Annotated in this window: 14 protein-coding genes; 12 read left to right on the plus strand and 2 right to left on the minus strand. The window is 70.4% G+C overall.

The features are described 5' to 3' along the window. The first annotated feature begins 11 nt into the window (after positions 1 to 11). Both QMO76_RS00340 and QMO76_RS00345 read left to right on the plus strand, forming a co-directional pair. The gene (locus tag QMO76_RS00340) at positions 12 to 374 is read left to right on the plus strand and encodes a helix-turn-helix domain-containing protein (RefSeq protein WP_306359090.1); all 363 of its coding nucleotides are present in this window, start codon (positions 12 to 14) and stop codon (positions 372 to 374) included. Between the two features lie 220 nt (positions 375 to 594). Further along, positions 595 to 1,953 carry a lipase family protein gene (locus QMO76_RS00345; RefSeq protein WP_306359091.1) on the plus strand — a complete coding sequence of 453 codons (1,359 nt, stop codon included), beginning with the start codon at positions 595 to 597 and terminating at the stop codon, positions 1,951 to 1,953. A gap of 2 nt (positions 1,954 to 1,955) precedes the next feature. Here QMO76_RS00345 and QMO76_RS00350 read toward each other — a convergent pair whose 3' ends face one another. Continuing rightward, positions 1,956 to 3,197, minus strand: a complete 1,242-nt coding sequence (locus QMO76_RS00350; RefSeq protein ID WP_306359092.1) for a serine hydrolase domain-containing protein — start codon at positions 3,195 to 3,197, stop codon at positions 1,956 to 1,958. A 274-nt stretch (positions 3,198 to 3,471) separates the two neighbouring features. Between QMO76_RS00350 and QMO76_RS00355 the strand changes: the two genes are divergently transcribed. The 3 genes from QMO76_RS00355 to QMO76_RS00365 all read left to right on the plus strand — a co-directional run bounded on the left by QMO76_RS00355 (position 3,472) and on the right by QMO76_RS00365 (position 6,299). Continuing rightward, positions 3,472 to 5,256, plus strand: a complete 1,785-nt coding sequence (locus tag QMO76_RS00355) for a cutinase family protein (RefSeq protein WP_306359637.1) — start codon at positions 3,472 to 3,474, stop codon at positions 5,254 to 5,256. Positions 5,257 to 5,451: 195 nt separating this feature from the next. Continuing rightward, complete coding sequence (locus QMO76_RS00360) at positions 5,452 to 5,925, plus strand: MarR family winged helix-turn-helix transcriptional regulator (protein ID WP_306359093.1); 474 nt, start codon at positions 5,452 to 5,454, stop codon at positions 5,923 to 5,925. After that, a complete protein-coding gene (locus QMO76_RS00365; RefSeq protein WP_306359094.1) occupies positions 5,922 to 6,299 on the plus strand; it encodes a DUF5313 family protein in 378 nt (125 codons plus the stop codon). Before QMO76_RS00360 ends, QMO76_RS00365 begins: the two co-directional genes overlap by 4 nt. A gap of 10 nt (positions 6,300 to 6,309) precedes the next feature. Here QMO76_RS00365 and QMO76_RS00370 read toward each other — a convergent pair whose 3' ends face one another. After that, positions 6,310 to 7,125: an amidohydrolase family protein gene (locus QMO76_RS00370; protein ID WP_306359095.1), complete on the minus strand. Its 816-nt coding sequence runs from the start codon at positions 7,123 to 7,125 to the stop codon at positions 6,310 to 6,312. 197 nt (positions 7,126 to 7,322) lie between these two features. Here QMO76_RS00370 and QMO76_RS00375 point away from each other — a divergent pair, with 197 nt between their 5' ends. The 7 genes from QMO76_RS00375 to QMO76_RS00405 all read left to right on the plus strand — a co-directional run bounded on the left by QMO76_RS00375 (position 7,323) and on the right by QMO76_RS00405 (position 21,916). Next, entirely contained in the window at positions 7,323 to 8,255 is a 933-nt protein-coding gene (locus QMO76_RS00375) for a LysR family transcriptional regulator (protein WP_306359096.1), read from the plus strand. Between the two features lie 87 nt (positions 8,256 to 8,342). Next, positions 8,343 to 10,019 carry a long-chain fatty acid--CoA ligase gene (locus QMO76_RS00380; protein ID WP_306359097.1) on the plus strand — a complete coding sequence of 559 codons (1,677 nt, stop codon included), beginning with the start codon at positions 8,343 to 8,345 and terminating at the stop codon, positions 10,017 to 10,019. A 140-nt stretch (positions 10,020 to 10,159) separates the two neighbouring features. Next, positions 10,160 to 11,413 (plus strand): NAD(P)/FAD-dependent oxidoreductase, encoded by a 1,254-nt coding sequence (locus QMO76_RS00385; RefSeq protein WP_306359098.1) that lies wholly within the window; start codon positions 10,160 to 10,162, stop codon positions 11,411 to 11,413. Further along, on the plus strand, positions 11,410 to 12,009 hold the full coding sequence (locus QMO76_RS00390) for an SGNH/GDSL hydrolase family protein (protein WP_306359099.1): 600 nt from the start codon (positions 11,410 to 11,412) through the stop codon (positions 12,007 to 12,009). Before QMO76_RS00385 ends, QMO76_RS00390 begins: the two co-directional genes overlap by 4 nt. A 33-nt stretch (positions 12,010 to 12,042) precedes the next feature. Next, positions 12,043 to 18,330, plus strand: coding sequence for a polyketide synthase (locus tag QMO76_RS00395; protein WP_306359100.1), 6,288 nt, complete (start codon positions 12,043 to 12,045; stop codon positions 18,328 to 18,330). Further along, positions 18,327 to 20,351, plus strand: a complete 2,025-nt coding sequence (locus QMO76_RS00400; protein WP_306359101.1) for a beta-ketoacyl synthase — start codon at positions 18,327 to 18,329, stop codon at positions 20,349 to 20,351. Before QMO76_RS00395 ends, QMO76_RS00400 begins: the two co-directional genes overlap by 4 nt. Continuing rightward, positions 20,348 to 21,916, plus strand: coding sequence for a PfaD family polyunsaturated fatty acid/polyketide biosynthesis protein (locus QMO76_RS00405; protein ID WP_306359102.1), 1,569 nt, complete (start codon positions 20,348 to 20,350; stop codon positions 21,914 to 21,916). The genes QMO76_RS00400 and QMO76_RS00405 overlap by 4 nt, the downstream gene beginning before the upstream one ends. Positions 21,917 to 22,025 lie beyond the last annotated feature (109 nt).

A 22,025-nucleotide genomic window follows, 5' to 3' on the forward strand; every position in this document is an offset into this window, starting at 1 on the left:
CGTGGGCATGCATGCCACGGCCATCGAATCCGGCGTCCGCCCTGGATCCCCGCATCGAGGCGATCGTGCGCGATATCCGCGAGGATCCGGGCGCGCACCCGCGCGCCGACCGCGCGGCGGCCGGTATCGGCATGTCGGAGCACTACTTCCTGCGGCTGTTCGCCGCGCACACCGGCACCACCTTCCGCCGATACCGGCAGTGGGCACGGGTGCGCTTGGTGCTGGCGGGCATGTCCGCCGGATACGACCTCACCCGCTGCGCCGCCGACGCCGGCTTCGCCTCCCCCTCCCACCTCAGCGAAACCGTCCGCCGCACCTTCGGCGCCTCCCTGACCACCGCCCTCGATGCCCGTGTGACGCTGGATATCCGGTAGTGAACGGCCACGGGCGGTGCGCATCGGCCCCTAGCCGTCCCCTATTCCGGAGGATTGCACGGCATTCGCGTCGACCCGCGTCACTTCCGCCGATCGGGATCGATACCCGGTTGCTGTGCGCAATGACCTTGGGGCCGCGCATGTTTCGGGCTACGGAGGCGATCGGTGGCTGTTGCTACGGTCCGGAAGCAATCGCCGGACGAATCAGCAAGGGGTGGCTATGAGCGTCGATTTCACCAACTCCGCGGAGGCAACCGCATCGGAGGTCGCGCCGCTGCGCGTGCGCGTCGACACGGAGGCCACCGCGGGTGACACGACGTCGAAGGGGCCGCTGCCGCCCTTGGACGACCCCTTCTACCTGCCGCCGCCGGATCTGGCGGCACTCGCGCCCGGCACCGTCATCCGGTCCCGCGAGGTGGAACTCGGACTGCTCGGCATGGTGCCGCAACGGATCTCGGCATGGCAGCTGCTGTACCGCACCACCACCGTGCACGGGACGCCGGAAGCCGTGGTGACCACGGTCCTGCTCCCCGAACACGCCGAACCGGGTGCGCGTCGGCCGCTGGTGTCGTATCAGTGCGCCATCGACGCCGTGGTGGCGAAGGGACTGCCGTCCTACAACCTGCGGCAGGGTGCGCGGGCCTTCGGTTCGGTGCCGCAGTTGGAACTGTTCCTGTTCGCGAACGCGCTGGCGCGCGGCTGGGTGCTGTCGGTGCCCGACCATGTGGGCACGGACGGGCATTTCGGGGTGCCGAGGGAGCCCGGATACCGCATTCTGGACGGGATTCGCGCCGCGCTGTCCTTCGAACCGCTCGGGTTGGACGAGCGCACCCGGGTCGCGCTCTGGGGGTATTCCGGCGGCGGGCTGGCCACTACCTGGGCGGCGGAGATGGCCGGAGAGTACGCGCCGGAGATCGATATCGTCGGCGCCTCGGCGGGTTCCCCGGTCGGCGATCCGCGCAGTGTCCTGGCGCGGCTGAACGGCACGGCGTATTCGGGGCTGATCGTGCTGGTGCTGTCGGCGCTCTGCCGTGCCTACCCGGATCTGCGCGATGCGGTGCGCACCCACTTCGACGGGCCGTTCCACGAGCTGATCGCGCACGCCGAGTCGAGCACCATCCTGCCCATCGTCTTCCGGAGCCTGGGTCGCGATCTCGACAAACACAGCGCCACCACGATCGGCGAGTTGATGACCGAGCCAGAGTTCGAGGCGATCTTCGACGCGTTGCGCCCGGTCACCGCGGCCCCGGCCTTTCCCATGCTGGTGGTGCAGGCGACCAATGACGCCGTCGTGGCCGTGGAGGATATGGACGAGCAGGTGTGGCGCTACCGCGCGGCCGGGGCGTCGGTGCAGTACGTGCGCGACCGGCTCAGCGGTCATGTGACGCTCGCGGTGATCGCGGCTCCGCTGGTGACGGACTGGCTCGCCGACCGCCTGGCGGGTAAGCCGCTGCCCCCGACCGCCCCGAGAACCGTGTGGTCACTGGCTTTTTCGAGCGGGGCGCTGGCGGGCTACCGGCGGCTGCTCGGTGTCGCCGGGCGGGTGCTGACCGGGCGGCCGCTCGGCGACGGGCGCTGACGTCACGCCACGTGGGTGGTCGCGCCGGCGCTCCCCGCGGTGGCCGCGCTGCCGCGGGCTCCCGCGAGGATGGCGGGAATCAGCCAGGCCAGCAGCGTCATATCGGCGGAGACCCAGCCGACCGACATGCGGTTGTGCACGAAGCCGATGGAGATGCCCGAGGCCGGGTCCGCCCAGCCGCCGGAGCCGAACGCGCCGAGGTGGCCGTATCCGCGCGGGGCGCGCGGCGACGGGAAGATGTGGTAGCCGAGATGCCAGCAGGGCACGATGAGGGTGCGATCCGGTTGGATGGTCTGCACGATCTCCAGGGTGCGCACGGTCTCGGGCGAGAGGTATCGCTGTCCGTCTACCATGCCGTCGCAGGCGAGGGCGCTGTACATCTTGGCGAGGCCGTCGGCGGTGCAGACGGCATTGCCCGCGGGCAGCTGCGTCGTCAGGATCGGCGGATCCTCGCCCGCGAGCGCCGCTTCCAGGCCGGGGAAGTAGATCGACCGCAGCGATGCGCGGAAGGGGCCGGGCAGGCGCGCGGCGAGGCTGGCGGTGGGGCGCGCGTAGGCGCTCTCGCACAGCGCCTTGGCGGAACCGACCAGAGCCGCGGTGACGGTGGGCGCGTCGGCGGGCGGCCGTCCGAGGTGGATGCCGTCCACGCCGAGCGGTTCGGCGACCTCGGTGCGGTACAGCTCCGCCATGGTGTGACCGGTGACGGCGCGGGCCACGCCGGCCAGAATCCAGCCCTGGGTGAGCGCGTGGTAGATCGGCTTGCCGCGCAGGCGATCCGGAGCGGCCGCGGCCACCCGCCGCTCCATCAGCTCGTGGTCGAGGACCTCCTCCCAGGTATTCGCCGGGAGTGCGGAGAGTCCGGACCGGTGCGTCATCACATCGCGAAGGGTGATGTCCCCCTTGCCGTTCGCGCCGAACGCGGGCCAGTACTCGGCGATCGGGACGTGGTAGTCGATGAGCCCGCGATCGGCCAGCCGGTGCATCACGGTGGCGGTGACGCCCTTCGACGCCGAGTACACCATCGCGCCGGTGTCGCGGGTCCACGGCGTCCCCGCCGCGTCGGCCGCACCCGCCCAGATGTCCAGCACCGGTTCACCGCGGTGGTACACGGCGAGCCCCGCGCCGTTGCCTCGCTTGCCCGCGAACATTCTTGCGAAAAGCCTTGCGGCGGAGTCGTATCCAGCCGTGGCACGGCCTTGCACCCCGGCGGGGAGTTCGACCTCGGATCGGCGGTGTGCGTCCATGTGTCAACGGTAGCGGCAAGACCGCGCCGGGGACAAGGATTGTCTGAGACAGTTATTCTCTCGAGCTCTGTCCGCGATGTGCCGCCGGATGCGCAGTGGCTCATGCGAAATGCGAATCACTGTGATCTGAAACACATTCGATCGGTCGTGGGCATTGCGGCCGGTTGGCGATCCGTAACGTTCCCGTGCCCCGCGACGACGTCTCCGGTGACATACGGCCCATCCGGGGAGGGCCTTCCGTGTGCTCATCGGTACTGGAATGGGGATCAAGGGCATGGCCTTCGGTGATTTCTTCGTGCGGCACCGCACCGCCTCCGCGGCCGCCGCGTTGACGACGCTGGGCGTGGCGGCGGCCGCGGCGGTGATCTGGGCTCCGGAATCGGAGCAGCCCGCGGTGGATACGCAGCTCAGGTCGTCGGTGACCGAATGCCACGATATGGTGACCGTTTCGGTGGCCGGTCGTGGCGACACCCCGAAGGAGGGCACCACGGCGTTGCTGGTGGACGCCAACGGGAACCCGCTGCCCGCCGCGCTGTCGGGCGATCACAAGAGCGAATGGCTCGACCCGGTGGTCAACGCGCCGTCCGACGATGTCGGCCAGGGCTCGTACGCCGCCGTGTACATCGCCTATCCGGCGAACATGGCGACCTACGAGGACGCCGTCAATACCGGTGTGGCCAATGCCGAACAGGTGATGAGCGAGATCTCGGCGGCCTGCCCGGACACCAAGTTCTCCATCGTCGGCTACAGCGAGGGCGCGGACGTGGTGCGCCGCGTCGCCATGAAGATCGGCAACGAGGAATCCGGCGTGAACCCGGACGATGTGCTCGGCGTGGTCATCCTCGCCGACTCCGGACGGCAGGCGGGCGAGGGCCCGTTCATCGGCGCGGAGGATCCGTTCAGCAATCCCGACGGATTCGACCGCAAGTACCAGAACGGCACGAACCCCATCTCCGGCCAGGGCGCGCTACCGGGAACCAGCGGTGATTTCGGCAAGTTGAACGGCAAGATCGCGTCGTTCTGCTCCGAGGGCGACCTGACCTGCGCCGCGCCGCAGAACATCTCGCTGCTGCAACTGGTGGTCAATGTGGGTCGGCAGGTCAATGCCGACCAGCTCGAACGCGAGGGGCTCACCCCCGCGACCGGACAGGATGTCGCGGTCGTGCTCGGTCGTATCGCCATGACCGCCTTCTCCGATATCGCCGCGCAGCCGAACTGGATGGCCAGCGACGAGACCTTCCTGGAAGTGCTGCTGCGGGTGTCGGATCCGGCCTACAAGCCGGGTGAGCACACCCCGCCCGCGCAGGCGGAGAATGTGGCCGCCGAGGGGCTCTCGCCGCTGGCCTACCTGCCGCAGAAGATCTTCAACGAGGTCGTCGGGCTGATCGTGACCAACCAGAACACCATTCCGGTCATCCTCAGCGATCCGTACAACCTGACACTCGGACCCAATGGCAGCGGCCACCACTTCGACTACTGGCGCGATGCCAAGCCCGAGGACGGCAAGGAGCTGACCTCCGCCGAGTACGCGGCGGCGTGGCTGACCGAACTGGCCAAGAAGGCGCAGGCGGGTGAGCCGGTCGAGCGGAAGGCCGAGCCGCTGCCCGCGGTGCAGGGTTACACCAACTCGGTGCAGGCGGCGGCGAGCAAGACGACGTCCACCACCAAGGCCACGAGTTCCACGACCAGCGGTACGAGCGTGACGAAGACCGAGGCGAAGGGGGAGGTGGCGTCGTCGTCGACGGCTCCGTCCACGACGTCGGGCGAGTCGTCCACGACTGCGCCTGAGTCGTCCACGACTTCGCCGGAGTCGTCTGCGACTTCCCCCGAGTCGACCACTACCTCGCCCGAGTCGACCACGACCGCGCCGTCCACGTCGGTCGCACCGTCGACCACCACGACCGCGCCGTCGGCCGAGTCGACGACCGCGAATGCGCCGATCGCGGAGGAGTCGGAGGTTACGACCAGCGCGCCCTCGACGACGACCGCGCCGTCGACGACAACGACGACCACGCCGTCGACGACCACGACTACGCCGAGTGTGACGCCTACGCCGTAGGTCTCGAAGGTCCTGTAGTAGTCGAAACCCGGTGCTCGCGCACCGGGTTTCGAACGTCTGCGGGCGGGCACGCCTGTGGTGATGAACGCGCATGCAGCGCGAACTCTCCGAGCTCGCTGACGAGCGGGAGCTGCCCGTGCTGGGCTGACGGGCAATAGTTTGTGCATTAACTATTAGCGCGATAAGCTCGCGGCCGTGAGCGGAACCGACGCACCGGACGACCCCCTGCGCCTCGATCGACAGGTGTGCTTCGCCCTGGCTGTCGCCAACCGCTCCGTACTGGCGGTGTACCGGCCGCTGCTGGAACCGCTGGGCCTCACCCACCCGCAGTATCTGGTGATGCTGGCGCTGTGGGGCGAGTCGCCGATGTCGGTGAAGGCCATCGCCGAGGCCATCGAACTCGATTCCGCCACCCTCTCGCCGCTGCTGAAGCGGCTCGAGGCGGCCGGACTGATCACCCGCCGCCGCGATCGCCGCGATGAGCGGACGCTGCTGGTCGACCTGACCGAGCGGGGGCGGGCCATGCGACGGGAGGCGGAGCGGATTCCGCCCGCCGTGGTGGACCGACTGGGGGTGAGCCTGGCGGATCTCGAGGAATTGCGCGATGTGCTCACCCGCGTGAACAAGGCCGCTCGGCGAGCGGCACCGATGCACAGGGAGAACATGTGAGCACCGGCAAGCCGAATCTCGTTCAGCGTGTGCGCTATATCTGCGGTGCCACGCTGCCGCCCGACATGCGCGACTGGGTGCTCGCGGACCTGACCGGACCGGGCGCGGCGCGCCGCTACCTGGTGCGCTTCCTGATTCCGGTGCTGCCGGTGTTCTGTCTGTTCCTGCTGGTACCGGGACCGCTCTGGATCGGCCTGTCCATGATGGCGCTGCTGTATCTGCCGCTGGTGTACTTCACCATCGCGCTCATGTACGTGTACCGCCGCCACCGGCTGCTCAAGCACGGCCTGGACCCGGAACTCGCCGATATCGGCGAACGCCGGCGCCACGCCGCCGAACGCGCCGCCTACGAAGCGCGGCACGGGCGCGGCTGATCCGCGCGAGCTATTCCGGCAGTCCGAACACCCGCCGGGCATTGCCGGACAGGAACAGCTCGCGGGCCTCCGCGTCGAGGCCGAGGTCGTCGAGTCCGGCCAGCGCGTGCTCGGGGGTGATCATCGGGAAGTTGGTCCCGAACAGCACCTTCCGGCGGCCGTGGCCGCGCAGGTATTTCACCAGCTCCTCGGGATAGCGGCGCACGGTGTAGGCCGAGGTGTCGATGTGCACGTTCGGGTATTTGGTGGCCAGCGCGATCATCTCGGTGGTCCACGGATAGCCGATGTGCCCGCCCACGATGGTGAGTTCGGGAAACTCCAGCGCCACGTCGTCGAGATAGGGGATGGGGCGGCCGGTTTCGGAGGTGCGCAGCGGGCCGGTGTGCCCGACCTGCGTGCAGAACGGAATGCCCAGCTCCACGCACTCGGCGTAGAGCGGATAGTAGCGGCGGTCGTTGGGCGGCAGCCCCCACAGCCACGGCACCACGCGCAGCGCCCGCAGCCCCAGCTCGGTGACCGCCCGGCGCAGTTCCCGCACCGCGGCCATGGGCCGCCGCAGATCCACCGAGGCGACACCGAGCAGGCGGCCCTGCGACGCCGCCACGAACTCGGCCACCTCGTCGTTGGAGACGAGCACGCCCTCCGGGGCGTACCAGGCGCTGATCAGGGCAATGTCCACGCTACCGGCCGCCATGGCGGAGACGGTCGCCGATACCGGCAGTGGTTCGGTCGGCAGCGGAGCGCCCCAGCGCCGCAGCGAATCGAACATGTCGTGCTCGATGAGTCGTGGTGTGGGATGCTGCGCCCACGCGTCGATGATCGCCATCGTGGTTCTCCTCGTCTTCCCGCAGGTGTAGCGGCCGGTCGCCGGTATGCGCCCGCACTTCCTCACTAGCACAGAGGTTCTCGCTACAAGTGAGATTCACTGTTCGGCAAACCGGATGGTGTTGTCCGTGTGGACGCGATTCATCGCCTGTTACCTCCTCCGGCTACCGTGACGGGTACTCGGAAGGAGTCGGCATCATGGAATTCCGACATCTCGTTTCGTTCATCACGATCGCCGAAGAGCTGCACTTCGGCCGTGCGGCGCAGCGCCTGCATCTGACCCAGCCAAGTCTCAGCGCCCAGCTGCAGAAGCTGGAGAAATCTCTCGGAGTCCAACTGGTGGCCCGCAACTCGCACGAGGTGCGGCTCACCGCCGCGGGGCGGGAGTTCGAGCTCCAGGCCCGCCTGATCGTCGCCCAGCTCGACCGGGCCGCGCAGGTGGCGAAGGCGACCGCCGAGGGCCGCGCGGGCACCCTGAATATCGGGTACAACCTGCCGGCCAGTCGACACGTGCTGCCGGACGCACTGGCCCGGATGACCGAGCGGCACCCCGATATCGTGGTGTCGCTGTGGGAGAAGCGCACCGGCCCGCAGCTCGCGGCGCTCTCGGACGGTTCGCTCGATCTCGCCCTGGTCTACGGGCATCCCTCCACCGCCGAATTCCGGTATCGGCGGCTGCTGCACCGGGTGCCGCTGGTGGCGGTGGTGGGTCGTCGGCACCGCTGGGCCGACCGGCCGAGCGTGCCGTTCGCCGAACTCCAGGGGCAGGAGTGCGTGCTCTTCGCCCGCGAACAGTGCCCCGCCATGTACGACTCCATCTTCCGGGCGGCCGCGCAGAACCGCATCTCGCTCACGGTCTCGCACACCGCCGACGATCCGGGGGCCACCGCCCATATGGTGTCGGTGCGGCCGTTCGTGGGCTTCGCCTCGCTGCCCCGGGCGATTTCGATGGGAATGGGTGCGCCGGGCAGTGCGTCGGTCGCGGTGAAATTGTCGGACCCGGTGCCGACCCTGGATCTGTACGCGGTATGGCGGGCCGCGGAAACCAATCCGGCGCTGTCGCTGTTTCTCGACTGCATGGAATCCGCGGAACCGGCACAGCTCGATGATGCCCAAGCCCTGTCGGCCTGATCGGTTCGATAGGAGATGACATTCGCGCGGTAGGAACCGCGGTATCGACGGCGACGAGAATCATTGTCGCCGTGAAGAATTCGTGTCGTGAACACAGTGTTTCTCACCGCGAGGTCTTTCACCGCGAACGGATTCGACCCACCCGACACCGAGAGTCTGTACACGATAATCTCCGAGGCGGCGCGGCGTGACCCGGAACGGGATTCGCTGTGCGGCGCCGACGGCACCCAGCTCACCAGCGCCGAACTCGACACCCGCGTCCGGGCGCTGGCCTCCGCGCTGCTGGAACGCGAGGTGGCGGCCGGTGACCGGCTGGCCGTGCTGGGCCGCACCGGACTGGAGTGGGCGCTGCTCAACTGCGCGGCGCTGGCCGTCGGCGCGGTGGTGGTGCCGGTGTACCCGACCTCGTCACCCGCCCAGATCGAGCACATCCTGCGCGACAGCGGCAGCGCGTATTTCGCCGCCGAGACCGCCGCGGACGCCGACCGGCTGGTGGCCGCGGGCGCGGGGGAGGTGTGGACCTTCGACGAGGTCGCGGTCTGGGCCAAGGGCGCGGCGAGTCCGGAACTCGACGCCCGCATCGAGCGCGTGCGCGCCGACGACCTCGCCATGATCGTCTACACCAGCGGCACCACCGGGCTGTCCAAGGGCTGCATGATCACCCACCGCAATATGATGGTGACGGCCGCGAACACGGTGCGCCAGACCGGCGGCATCTTCGACGGCACCACCGTGCTGGCCCTGCCGCTGTCCCACGTCTTCGGCCAGACCATCCTGTTCGCCTGCCTCTACGGCGGCAGCCGCACCCACCTGCTGCCGAGCGTGCCGGACCTGGTGCCGGCGCTGGCGCGGCTGCGGCCCACCTTCCTGGCCCTGATTCCGTACGCGCTGGAGAAGATTCGCAAGCACTGCCGGGCGCTGCTCACCGACGACGACGAACGTGCGGCGGTGGAGCGCGGAGTGCGGCTGCTCACCGCCGGTGGCGCACCCGAGTCGGTGCGGCACCCGGTGGCGGACGCCTTCGGCGGACGGCTGCGCTACGTCATCTCCGGCGGCGCGTCCCTGGACGAGTCGACGGCCGGGTTCTACGCGGGCTTCGGCGTGGTGATCCTCAACTGCTACGGGCTGACCGAGGCGGCGACCGCGGTGACGGTGAGCGCGCCGGAGACCAATCGGCTCGGCACGGTGGGCCGCCCCATCCCGGGGACCGGCGTGGGCATCGCCGCCGACGGCGAGGTGCTGGTGAGCGGTCCGCACGTCTCGCCCGGCTACTGGGGTGCGGCGGCCGACCAGCGTCCGGTGGACGCCGAGGGTTGGCTGCACACCGGTGATATCGGCGAACTCGACGACGGCTTCCTGCGCATCACCGGACGCAAGAAGGAGATCCTGGTGACCTCCGGCGGGAAGAATGTCGCGCCGACGCCGCTGGAGGACCGGGTGCGGCTGCATCCGCTGGTGAGCAACTGCATGGTGGTGGGCGAGGGCCGCCCCTTCATCACCGCCCTGGTGACCCTGGACGCCCAGCGGGCCGAGCAGTGGCGGGCGGACCGTCCGGGACAGGATCCGGCCACGGCCGTCCAGGATGCCGTGGACGAGGCGAATTCGCTGGTTTCCCGGGCCGAATCCATTCGGGCCTTCCGCATTGTCTCCGGTGATTTCACCGTGGACAACGGCCTGCTCACTTCGTCTCAGAAACTGCGCCGCGAGGCCATTTCCGCCGCATTCGCCGCCGATATCGATCAGCTGTATATGTCGCGCGGGTGACATCGCGCGAAATTCCGCCCACTTCCCGCCGACGATAGCCGGGACCGATCGGCCGATGAATTGCTTTGTCCCACAGTAGCCCCGCATGAATTCGGCCGCAGACTCGAATACGACATTCGACCACCGAAAGTGATGCGATCATGTACGACGTCATTGTTGTCGGAACTCGCGTGGCGGGTGCGCCACTGGCCATGCTGCTGGCGCGCCAGGGCTTCCGGGTGCTGGCCGTGGACCGGGCCACCTTCCCCAGCGACACCCCCTCCACCCACTACGTGCACCAGGCCGGGCTGAGCCTGCTGAAGACCTGGGGCCTGCTGGATCGGGTGACCGCGACCGGCTGCCCGCCCATCCGCCATCTGAACTTCACCTACACCGATATCGTCATCAACGGCATGGCCGATCCGTCGGCCGACGGCATCGACGCCGTGTACTGCCCGCGCCGCACGGTGCTGGACAAGGTCCTGGTCGACGCCGCCGGTGCGGCCGGGGCCGAACTGATCGAGGGCTTCACGGTCACCGGACTGCTGCGCGACGGCGACCGGGTCGCCGGCATCCGCGGCCGGGTGGGCGACGGTGCGGAGCGGGAGTTCCGGGCTCCGCTGGTGATCGGCGCGGACGGCGCGAACTCGATCGTGGCCAAGGAGGTCGGCGCACCGGTCTACGAGGGCTCCCCGGCCGCCTGCTTCATCTACTACTCGTACTACGAGGGCGTGGACTGGGGCATGCACCACCGCACCGGATTCGGCGAGCAGCAGTTCGCCGCCTGGCCCACCAATGACGAGCTGTCACTGGTCGCGGTCATGCGCAAGCGCGACCGGTTCCGGGAGTTCCGCGCCGATCCGGACGCTGGCGTGCAGGAGATCGTCGAGCAGGTCGACCCGGAGATCGGTGCGCGCCTGCGGGATTCGGGCCGCCGCGTGGAGCCCTTCCGCCCCATGTTGTACCCGGACAACTACCGCCGCCGGTCCTACGGACCCGGCTGGGCGCTGGTCGGCGACGCCGGATACCACAAGGACCCGTTCACCGGCTGGGGCATCACCGATGCCTTCAAGTACGCGCAGCTGCTGGCCGACCTGGCCGGCGAAAGCCTGGCCGGCGACCGGCCTTTCGAGGAGACCATGCCGGAGTACCAGCGTGAGCGCGACGCCCAGAGCGCCAGCACCTACGAACTGACCCAGAGCATCTCCGAGCTGACGCTGACCCCCTACTACGACTCGGTGTTCCGCGCCGCCAGCATGAGCCCGGACTACTCGAAGAAGTTCTTCGGCCTGATCGCGGGCCTGTACCCGCCGGACAAGTTCTTCGGCGAGCAGGAGCTGGCCGAACTGTACGAGCAGGTCGGGTTCCCCGAGCACGCGCGGCATGTGACCAACACGCCCGAGGCGGCGCTATGACCAGCCTGACCGCGGTCGGGGACAGTTTCGTGGAGGGACGTGGCGATCCGGCCGCGTCCGGGGGGTACCGGGGCTGGGTGGCGCGACTGGGCGGGCAGTTGGGACTGCGCCCCGGCATGATTCGCAATCTGGGCACGCACGGGGCCACCACCGGCGCTGTGGTGCGCACTCAGCTGCCGTCGGCGGTGGCGTCCAACGCGCCGCTGTACGGGGTCGTGGTCGGTGTCAACGACCTGGTCAGCGATTACGATCCGGATCGCTTCGAGGACAATCTGACCGCGATCCTCGGCACGCTGACCCGCGGCGGGGCCACGGTGTTCACCGCCGACTACCCGGATATCCCGGCGCGCCTGCCGGTTCCGGAGAACTTCCGCGCACTGCTGCGCGAACGCTTCGCCTACGCCAATGACGCATTGCGGCGGGTGGCCGCCGAGACCGGCACCCTGGTGCTGCCGATCGCGGACCACGCCGAATGGGCGCGCCCGCAGGTGTGGACCGAGGACGGACTGCATCCGAGCCCGCTGGGCCACCGCCTGTTCGCCGCCGGTGCGGCCGAACTCATCGCTTCGAGCACCGCCTCCATCGTCGCCGCCTGAGTGACGGATACGCCCCGGTTCGAGAGGAATACCGTGACGGACGACAGACGCCTGGCACACGACCCGATCGCCATTGTCGGGATGTCGGGCCTGCTGCCCAAGGCACGCAACCACCGTGAGTACTGGCAGAACATCATCGACGGCGTCGACTGCACCGAAGAGGTGCCGCCGTCGCGGTGGAGCCTGGACGACTACTACGACGCGGATCCGGATGCCCCGGACAAAACCTATTCGCGCCGTGGCGCTTTCCTGCCCGATATCGACTTCGACCCGCTCGAGTTCGGACTGCCGCCCAACCAGCTCGAGGTGACCAGCACCATGCAGACCCTCAGTCTGGGGGTGGCGCGGGATCTGCTCACCGACGCGGGCGCGACCGGATCGCCGTGGTACGACCCGTCCCGCACCGGCGTGGTGCTCGGCACCACCGGGCCGGTGCCGCTCATGCACCCGCTGGCGGCGCGGCTGTCCACGCCGGTAGTGAAGGAGGCCGCGCGCTCGGTGGGCCTCGCCGATGCCGACGCCGACGCCATCGCCGACCGCTTCGTCGCGGCTTTCGCGCCCTGGGAGGAGAATTCGTTCCCGGGCCTGCTGGCCAATGTGGTCGCCGGGCGGGTGGCCAACCGCCTCGGCCTGGGCGGGATGAACTGCACGGTGGACGCCGCCTGCGCGGCCTCGCTGGCCGCCATCCGCACCGCCATCGCGGAACTGCGCGACGGCCGGGCCGACATGATGATCACCGGCGGCGTCGACACCGAGAACACCATCTTCATCTACCTGTGCTTCTCCAAGGTCGGCGCGCTGTCACCGAGCGGTCGGATCAGCCCCTTCGCCGCCGGGGCGGACGGCACCCTGCTGGGTGAGGGCATCACCATGCTGGCGCTGCGCCGCCTGGCCGACGCCCGGCGCGACGGCAACCGGATCTACGCGGTCATCCGTGGTCTCGGCTCCTCCAGTGACGGGCGTTCCAAGAGCATCTACGCGCCGCGGGCGGAGGGGCAGCGGGTGGCGCTGGACCGCGCCTACGCGGACGCGGACTGCTCGCCCGCCGATGTCGAGCTCATCGAGGCGCACGCCACCGGTACCGCGGTCGGCGACAGGACCGAGCTGACCGCGCTGAAAGGGCTGCTGTCCGAGGCGAGTCCGGAAACCCGGTTCGCGGCGCTGGGCAGTGTGAAATCGCAGATCGGCCACACCAAGGGCGCGGCGGGCACGGCGAGCGTCATGAAACTCGCGCTGTCCCTGCACCAGAAGGTGCTGCCCGGCACCATCAATGTCGACGCCCCCAATGCCGAGATCGACGCGGCGACCGCGCCGTACTACGTGAACAGCCGCACCCGGCCGTGGATCCGCGACCCCCGGCGGCCGGTGCGGCGTGCGGCCGCATCGGCCATGGGCTTCGGCGGCACCAACTTTCACCTGGTGCTGGAGGAAGCCGACGCGACGCGCGGGCCGGTGCTGCACCGGGTGCCGCGCGCCCACCTCTGGCACGCGCCCGACGTGGCCGGGCTCATCGACGCGGTGCGCGGCAGCACGGGCGGTGACGGCGGGGATATTCCGGAGAGCCACGCCCGCATCGGATTCGTCTCGCTCGACGACGACTCCGCCGAGCATCTGCGGTCGCTCGCGGTGGACGAACTGGTGCGCGATCCCGACGCGGCGCACTGGGATCACCCGGAGGGCGTGTACTTCCGGGCGGCGGCGCTGCCGGACCGCAGGGTGGGGGCGCTGTTCGCCGGTCAGGGCAGCCAGTACGTCGACATGGGTGCCGATGCGGCGCTGAACAATCCGCCCGTCGGCGCGGCCTTCGACACCGCCAACGCCGGATTCGCCGATGCGCCGGTGCGGCTCGGCGCGGTGGTGTTCCCGCCGCCCGCCTTCGACGAGTCCACGCGCGAGGAGCAGGAGAACACCCTGCGCCGCACCGAATTCGCGCAGCCCGCCATCGGGGCGCTGTCGGCGGGCCAGTATCGGGTGCTCTCCGAGTACGGATTCCGGGCGGACGGATATCTCGGACACAGCTTCGGTGAGCTCACCGCGCTGTGGGCCGCCGGGTCGATCACCACCGAGCGGTTCTTCGGGCTGGCGCGGGCACGCGGTGCCGCCATGACCGTGGCCGACGGGGTGGACGCGGGCACCATGGTCGCCATCGCCGCCGCCCGCGACGCGGTGGAGGCGCTCATCGACGGCATCGACGACGTGTGGATCTGCAATCACAACGCCCCCGACCAGATCGTGGTCGGCGGGGGCACCGACGGGATCGCGACGGTGACCGAGCGCTGTGCCGAGAACGGCTGGGCGCTGCGGCATCTGCCGGTATCGGGGGCCTTCCACACCCCCTATGTCGGCCATGCGGTGACCGCGTTCGGGGCGGCGGTCGCGGAGGTGGAGATCGGTGCGCCGGACGCTCCGGTGTACGCCAACACCCGGGGTGCGTCGTACGGGGCCGACGCAGACGCCAACCGGGCCACGCTCACCGCGCAGCTCAGCAATCCGGTGGAGTTCGCCGACGCGCTGGCCGCCATGCGGGCCGACGGCTGCACCGTCTTCGTGGAGTTCGGTCCCAAGCAGGTGCTGACCTCGCTGGTGCGGCGCACCTACGGCGACGAGGTGATCGCCATCGCGACCGATTCCGGACCCATCGGCAACGGCGACCTCGCGCTCACGCGGGCGGCGGTGCGCTTGGCCGTGCTCGGCTTCGACATTCGCGGCATCAATCGTTTCGCCGCCGACGTACCCGCGGTCGCCTCGAAACCCGCCATGGCGGTGACGCTGTCGGCTCCCGAATACGTGCCGGAGAGCCGTCGCGCCGCCTATGCCGCCGCCCTGTCGGACGGCTACCGCGTCACCGTGGACGCTCCCGCACCGGCCCCCTCGGCCCCCACCCCCGCGATCATTCCCTCGAACGGACAATCGGAGAACCACGTGTCAGCGGACCCGCAGTACCGAGAGCCCGCGAGCGCCCTGGACAGCGCCCTCGCCCAACATCTGCACACCCACCGCCACTACCTGGACGGCCAGCTCGAGCTGGCGCGCGGGCTCGCGGGAGCGCTGCGCGACGGCGCGCTCGACGATCTGACCGTGCGCGCCATCGAGGCCGTGAAGGAGCACGGCGTGGCCATCAGCGACAGCCACTCCCGGGCCAGCGAGGTGCTGGCGCAGCTGGCCGAACTGGAGGGTGGGGGGCCGGTGCCGCCGCGCGCCACGGCCTTCACGGTGGACGCCGAGCCGATGCGGTCGTTCGCGCCGGGCCACACAACGCGTGTACCGGAAGACACCGCACCGCGGTCGCTGATCTCCGGCAACGAGGCGACCGTGCCGCCGCCCGCCGATACCGCATCGCGGTCGACCGGGAACGGAGCGGACTTGTCGCATCGGGCCGATACCGAGTCCACGTCGCCGGGGATCGAATCCGCGTCCGTCGCCGCCGCGGCCGATTCGGTCGTCTCCAGCGACGCCGTGCGGCAGGCGCTGCGCGACGTGGTGGCCGAGAAGACCGGCTATCCGGTGGACATGGTCGATCCGGCCATGGATCTGGAGGCGGATCTGGGTGTGGATTCGATCAAGCGGGTGCAGGTGATCGGGGCGCTTCAGGAACGCTTTCCGGCGCTGCCGAGTCTCGGTCCCGAGCAGTTGGGGACGCTGCGGACGTTGGATCAGATCGCGGATCTGCTGGCGGGATCGACCGGGGCACAGCCCGATACGGATATCGTGGCCCCGGCGGACGGACCGTCCGTCTCCGAGGCGGCGTCGGATGACGCGCTCCGGCGGACCCTGCTGGAGGTCGTGGCCGAGAAGACCGGCTACCCGGTGGAAATGATCGATCCCGCCATGGATCTGGAGGCGGATCTGGGTGTGGATTCGATCAAGCGGGTGCAGGTGATCGGGGCGCTTCAGGAACGCTTTCCGGCGCTGCCGAGTCTCGGCCCCGAGCAGTTGGGGACGCTGCGCACGCTCGATCAGATCGTGGCGGAGCTGGCCGGGGGTGATGTCCACCCAAAAGCTGAGGCCGCGGCTCGGACGCCGCGGCACCTCGTCGAACTCGCGCCGGTGGATCTCGCCGTGGATCCGTATCGGACGGCCGGGCGCGCCGCGGTGGTGTGCCTGGACCCCTCCGCCGAAACCGATTGCGAGGCGGTGGAGGAGGAACTGCGCGAGCGGGGCTGGCAGGTACGCCGTGCCGACGGCGCCGCCGACCTCGGCGGTGCGCCGATGGATGTGTGCGTGGTGGTCGCGGGGGTGGCGTCGGAATGGGAACAGGCGCAACGGGTCCTGAGCGACGGCATCCTGGTGGCCGGACGGGCGCTGCCCGGACTGGGCGGTGCGAGCGGCCGGGCCGGATTCGTCACCGTCACGCGGATCGACGGGCAGCTCGGATTCGTGGGCGCCGCGCCGGTGGCGGCCCTGCTGGGCGGCCTCGGCGGCGTGGTGAAAACCCTTGCCGCGGAGCAGCCGTCGCTGTTCTGCCGGGCACTGGACATCGATCCGGCGGTACTGCCGGGGCAGTTGGCCGAGATCGTGCTCGAGGAACTGTGCGATGCGGCGCGGGACACCGTCGAGGTCGGCGTGGACGCGGCGGGGACGCGGCGCACCCCGGTGCCGAGTCGGCACGCGGCGGCGCGGGACAGCGATATCGTGCACGCCGACACCGCCTTCGCGGTCGACGACCTCACCGAGGACGACGTGCTGCTGGTCACCGGTGGTGCGCGCGGGGTGACGGCGATCTGTGTGCGGGCGCTGGCCCGCGTATGCCCGGCCCGGTTCGTGCTGCTGGGCCGGACCGAACCGGCGGCGGAGCCGGAGTGGGCGGACGGCGTGCCCGATGCGGAACTCGAGGCCGCGGCGGTGCGGGCACTCGCCGGGAGCGGCGCGACGCCGCGTGAGCTCGACCGGCACTGCGCGGGAGTGCGTGCTGTGCGCGAGATCCGGTCCGTGCTGGACGAACTCGGCGAGCGGGCCGACTACGTGGCGGTCGACGCCACCGATGCCGAAGCGCTGCGCTGGGCGCTGCTGCCGTGGCGCGACGCCATCACCGGGGTCGTGCACGGGGCCGGGGTGCTCGCGGATTCCCTGCTGCCCGCCAAGACGCCGGAATCCGTCGAACGGGTGCTGCGGCCCAAGCTAGCCGGACTCGCCGCGGTGCTGGACGTCGTCGCAGCGCCCCGGCACCTGGTGCTGTTCACCTCGGTGGCCGGACTGTTCGGCAATACCGGTCAGGCGGACTACGCGGCGGCCAACGAGGCGCTGAGCCGCTTCGCCGTCAGCTGGGGCCGCCGCTACCCGGAACGCCGGGTGACGGCGCTGGACTGGGGCGCGTGGGACGGCGGCATGGTGACCGCCGAACTGCGCGAACACTTCCGGAGCCGGGGCATACCGCTGCTGGATCCGGCGGCCGGTGCGGCGGCGTTCACCGCGCAGTTCAGCACCGCGCGGCGTCCGGAACCGGTGCTGCTCGTCGGGGCGGCGACACCGTTGTCGGCGGGGGCGGTCGAGACCGCGCCGGTTCGGGCCCGCCGTGGGCTGGCCGGACTCGTCGACGAGCCGGTCATCGCCGCACACCGGATCGGTGAGCACATCGTGCTCCCGGCGACCTTCGGACTGGGCGCGATGGTCAATCTCGCCGAGCGCGCCGGAGCGGGACGAACGGTGGTGGGCGTGCGCGACTTCCAGGTGCTCAAGGGACTGGTCTTCGACCATCCGGTGACCGCGCTGGAACTGGAGATCGAGCCGATCGGGCCGATCGACGGTCACGATGCGGTGCGCGCCACCGTCTCCGGTGACGCCACCGCCCACTTCCGGGCCACCTTGCTGTTCGGTGACGCAATGGAACCAGCTGCCCGGCAGCGGATTCCGGACGGCACGGGCACGGATGCCGAGCGGATCTACCGCGACGCGGTGCAGTTCCATGCCCCCGCGCTCCAGGGGCTGCGCCGGATTCGGTCGGAGAGCGACGCCGAGATCGTGTTCGAGTGCGCCCTCCCCGCCGAGCCGGTTGCCCTGGGTGCATACGCCGGCCGGTTGCACAACCCGGTCACGGCGGACCTCGTGCTGCAGGGGCCGCCGGTCCTGGGCCACCGCCTGCTCGGCGCGGCCTGCCTCCCGCTCGGCGTCGGCCGCATCGACTATCACGCACCCCTCCCGCCCGGCGAGCCCTTCCTGCTCCGGGTCGACAACCCCCGGGCCGCCCGCATGGAGGCCCGCATCGACGCCACCGCGCTGAGCGCGGACGGCACGGTGCTGCAACGGTTCTCGGACGTCACCGTGGTGACGACCCCCGATCTGACGGAGAAGTTCCGGACCTCGGTGAGGCGGTGGACGGCATGACAGCGCTGGAATTCGACGGAATCGCCTTCGACCCGACGGGCGTGGTGCGGGCGGAACCCGCAGCCATGGGTGCGGAGGTCGAGCGGCCGCATGCGGCGGCGGGACGGGAATCGCGCGTCGATGTGCCCGGCGCGTCGGCCGCGAACCCGCTGGCGGAGATTCGAGCCGGAGTGGTGGCCGCGCATCGCGCCGCGCTGTCGGCACAGTCGGCCATGCAATGGGCGCTGTGGCGGCGGGTGGGTTCGAGGGCGGGGCAGCCGGAACCGCCCGATGCGAACGGCGAACCGCGACCGGCCGCGACGCCACCGGCCCTGCTGAACCACGGAAGCGAGCGGGTCGAGATGGCGGGTGCGGGCACCGGTACGACGAACGGCAGCCGCCGGGTCACCGCGCACGAAGGGGCGTTCAAGCCGCTCGCCCGGAGCGGGCGCACCCGGTTGGACCGCGCGGCTCTGGAGACGCTGGCGCGCGGTGAGGTCGCCGAGGTGTTCGGGGCGTCCTACCGGCGGGCCGGGGTGGACTCGGCGGCGCGGCTCGCCGGTCACGGTGCGCTCGTGCTGACCGAGATCACCGCCATCGAGCTGTACGGCGGGGCCGGGAACGGTCGGGTCGTCGCGCGTTTCGACGGGGATACGGGCGCGGCGGCCACCCAGGCGGCCGAGTTGTTCGCCCTGTTCACCGGGATGCCGCTGTGCCTGTCCGGGAGCACCCTCAGCACCGGGGTGGTCGGGACGCCGGTGGTCGCCTCCGGCGCGCTCGAGTTGGTGGTCGAGGCACTGGATCTGGTGCCGCGGCCGTTCGTGCGGGCGCGGGCGGAGTTCCGGGACGCCGCGCTCGAGGTCACCACCATGGTGATCGAGGCGGCCGGAGCGGATGTCGGTCCCGGCGCGGCGGTGCGCGGGCCGCTGCTCAACGAATTCCACCTGGCCCACCTGGCCCGCGGGGATCAGGGCATCGCCATGGGACCGGAATTCGAGGCGTACACGGGCGTACGGGCGACCCGGCTGCCGACCGGCGGGCTGCTGCTGGTGGACCGGGTGCTCACCTTCGACGGCGCGCGCGGACAGCTCGACAGCGCCTCCTACACCACCGAATACGATTCCCCGGCCGACTCCTGGTACTACGCGGACACCGCCAACGAATCCATGCCGCATTTCGTGTACATGGAGACCTCCCTACAGGCGGCGCTGCTCATGGGCTACTACGCGGGACCGACGCTGACCCAGCCCGGCACCACGCTCAGCCTGCGCAACCTCGGCGGTACCGCCACCGTGCTGCGGCAGGTCGACCTGCGCGATCGCACCATCGTGCAGTCCTCGCGGCTGCTGTCCACCACCATCCTGCCCGGATCCTCGCTACAGACCTTCGATTACACGCTCAGCGTGGACGGTGCGCCGTTCTATCGGGGCGAAACCATGTTCGGCTACTTTAGCGACGAGGCCCTGGCCAATCAGACCGGCTTGGACGCCGGACGTTTCGTACCCACCTGGCTGGCACGGCATCCCGAGGCGCGCACCCGGGTGATCGACGTGGCGGCCCGCCGCGCCGATCCGGCCGCCCGCCTGTGCGCCCGCCGCACGCTGGCCCTCGTCGACCGCGTGGAAGTGGTGGACGGCGGCGGCGAGCACGGCGCGGGGTACCTGCGATCGCTGCGGGAGATCGACCCCTCGGACTGGTTCTTCGCCCGCCACTTCCACCTCGATCCGGTGATTCCGGGGTCACTGGGCGTGGAATCGGTGATCCACGCGGTGCAGGAGTGGATGATCGACGCCGGATTCGCCTCGGACATGGGCGATCCCGCCTTCCGCATCCCCGCCGATACCGCGTTCGGCTGGCGCTATCGCGGCCAGTTCCTGCCCACCGACGGCACCGTCGAACTCGAGGCGCACATCAAATCGGTGCGGCGGGAGCCCGGGCGGGTGACCGTCACCGTGGACGGCTCGCTCTGGAAGCCCGGCCTGCGCATCTACGAACTCGCCGACCTCGCCATCGAACTCGTCGACCGAAAGGCCCGACCGTGACGACACTCGGATACCCGGCCGTGGCCGAAACGGCCGAGGAGATCAACGCGCTGCTGCTCGACCCGGACCGTCCCTGCTGGATCATCCGGCACGAGGGCCGGGTGGCCGGCACCGCCCACGAGGCGACGGCGGCCCGCGCGCGGGTGCTCGCAGCCGTCGGGCCGCTGCCACCGGAACAGCTCGGGGACAGCGGTTTCCGGGCCGCGCACGGAGTGCGCGCGGCCTACGCGGCGGGTGCCATGGCCAATGGCATCGCCTCCCCGGCGCTGGTCGCGGCCATGGCCGAGGCCGGGTACCTCGCCTCCTACGGGGCGGCGGGCGTACCGCCCGCCGCGGTCGAGGCCGCGCTGGCGGAGCTGTCGCGGCGGCTGGGCGACAAACCCTTCGCCTGCAACCTGATTCACAGTCCGTCGGAGCCGGCGTTGGAGCGGGCGATCATCGACTCCTGCCTGCGGCACGGCGTGCGTTGTGTGGAGGCGTCGGCCTTCATGGACCTCACCCCCGAGGTGGTGCGCTACCGTGCCGCCGGGCTGTCGGTGAACCGGGAGGGCCGCATCGATAGCCGCAACCGGTTGATCGCCAAGGTCTCCCGGGTCGAGGTGGCGGAACTGTTCCTGCGTCCGGCTCCGGCTCGGCTGCTGCGCCCGCTGGTCGAGGGCGGTGTGCTCACCGCGGAGCAGGCCCGGCTGGCCGAGCAGATCCCGTTGGCCGACGACATCACCGCCGAAGCGGATTCGGGCGGACACACCGATCGCAGGCCGCTGGTGGTGCTGCTGCCCGAACTCGTGGCGGCCCGCGACCGGGTCGCGCGCACGGTCGCGGCCGCCGCCGAGGTCCGGATCGGCGCGGCGGGCGGCATCGGCACCCCCGATGCCGCCGCCGCGGCCTTCGCCATGGGCGCGGCCTATATCGTCACCGGCTCCATCAATCAGGCCGCCCGCGAGGCGAATCAGTGCCGGGACACCAAACGGCTGCTCGCCGCGGCGGAGTTCGCGGACTGCGTCATGGCCCCGTCCTCGGACATGTTCGAACTGGGGGTGCAGGTGCAGGTGCTGCGGCGCGGCACCATGTTCGCCACCCGCGCGCAGCGCCTCTACGACCTGTACCGGGCTCACGACGGCATCGACGCCCTGCCCGCGGCGGTACGGCGGGATCTGGAGACCACGCTGTTCCGGCGGCCCCTGGACCAGGTGTGGCGCGAGTGCGTGGAGTATTTCACCGAACGCGATCCCGGCCAGCTCACCCGCGCCGCCGGCGATCCGAAAGCCCGGATGGCCCTGGTCTTCCGGTGGTATCTGGGTCTGTCGTCGGGTTGGAGCATTCGCGGGGAGGCCGATCGCGCCGCCGACTACCAGATCTGGTGCGGCCCCGCCATGGGCGGATTCAACCGCTGGGCCGCCGGCACCTATCTCGCCGCACCCGAGAACCGCTATGTCGCCGATATGGCGCACCAGATGATGGTCGGCGCCGCCCATCTCACCCGTGTCGCCCAGTTGCGCACCGCCGGACTGCGGCTGCCCGCCGTCTGCTCCCGGTACGTGCCGCGTCCGAGGGAGGAATCATGACCACACTCGAAGCCCGCAACGATACGGGCACGGCGTGGCTGCTGTGCCCGTCCTGACAACGATCGAGCGGCCCACCACGGAATGATCCGTGGTGGGCCGCAGGCGTATT

The organism is Nocardia sp. CC227C (assembly GCF_030767025.1).
Taxonomy (GTDB): Bacteria; Actinomycetota; Actinomycetes; order Mycobacteriales; family Mycobacteriaceae; genus Nocardia.

What these genes read in the sequence shown, in the direction of transcription:
- QMO76_RS00340 (WP_306359090.1), top strand. Translation starts at nt 12, where the DNA reads ATGCCACGGCCATCGAATCCGGCGTCCGCCCTGGATCCCCGCATCGAG.
- QMO76_RS00345 (WP_306359091.1), top strand. Translation starts at nt 595, where the DNA reads ATGAGCGTCGATTTCACCAACTCCGCGGAGGCAACCGCATCGGAGGTC.
- QMO76_RS00370 (WP_306359095.1), bottom strand. Translation starts at nt 7,125, where the DNA reads ATGGCGATCATCGACGCGTGGGCGCAGCATCCCACACCACGACTCATC.
- QMO76_RS00355 (WP_306359637.1), top strand. Translation starts at nt 3,472, where the DNA reads ATGGCCTTCGGTGATTTCTTCGTGCGGCACCGCACCGCCTCCGCGGCC.
- QMO76_RS00350 (WP_306359092.1), bottom strand. Translation starts at nt 3,197, where the DNA reads ATGGACGCACACCGCCGATCCGAGGTCGAACTCCCCGCCGGGGTGCAA.
- QMO76_RS00400 (WP_306359101.1), top strand. Translation starts at nt 18,327, where the DNA reads ATGACAGCGCTGGAATTCGACGGAATCGCCTTCGACCCGACGGGCGTG.
- QMO76_RS00375 (WP_306359096.1), top strand. Translation starts at nt 7,323, where the DNA reads ATGGAATTCCGACATCTCGTTTCGTTCATCACGATCGCCGAAGAGCTG.
- QMO76_RS00385 (WP_306359098.1), top strand. Translation starts at nt 10,160, where the DNA reads ATGTACGACGTCATTGTTGTCGGAACTCGCGTGGCGGGTGCGCCACTG.
- QMO76_RS00390 (WP_306359099.1), top strand. Translation starts at nt 11,410, where the DNA reads ATGACCAGCCTGACCGCGGTCGGGGACAGTTTCGTGGAGGGACGTGGC.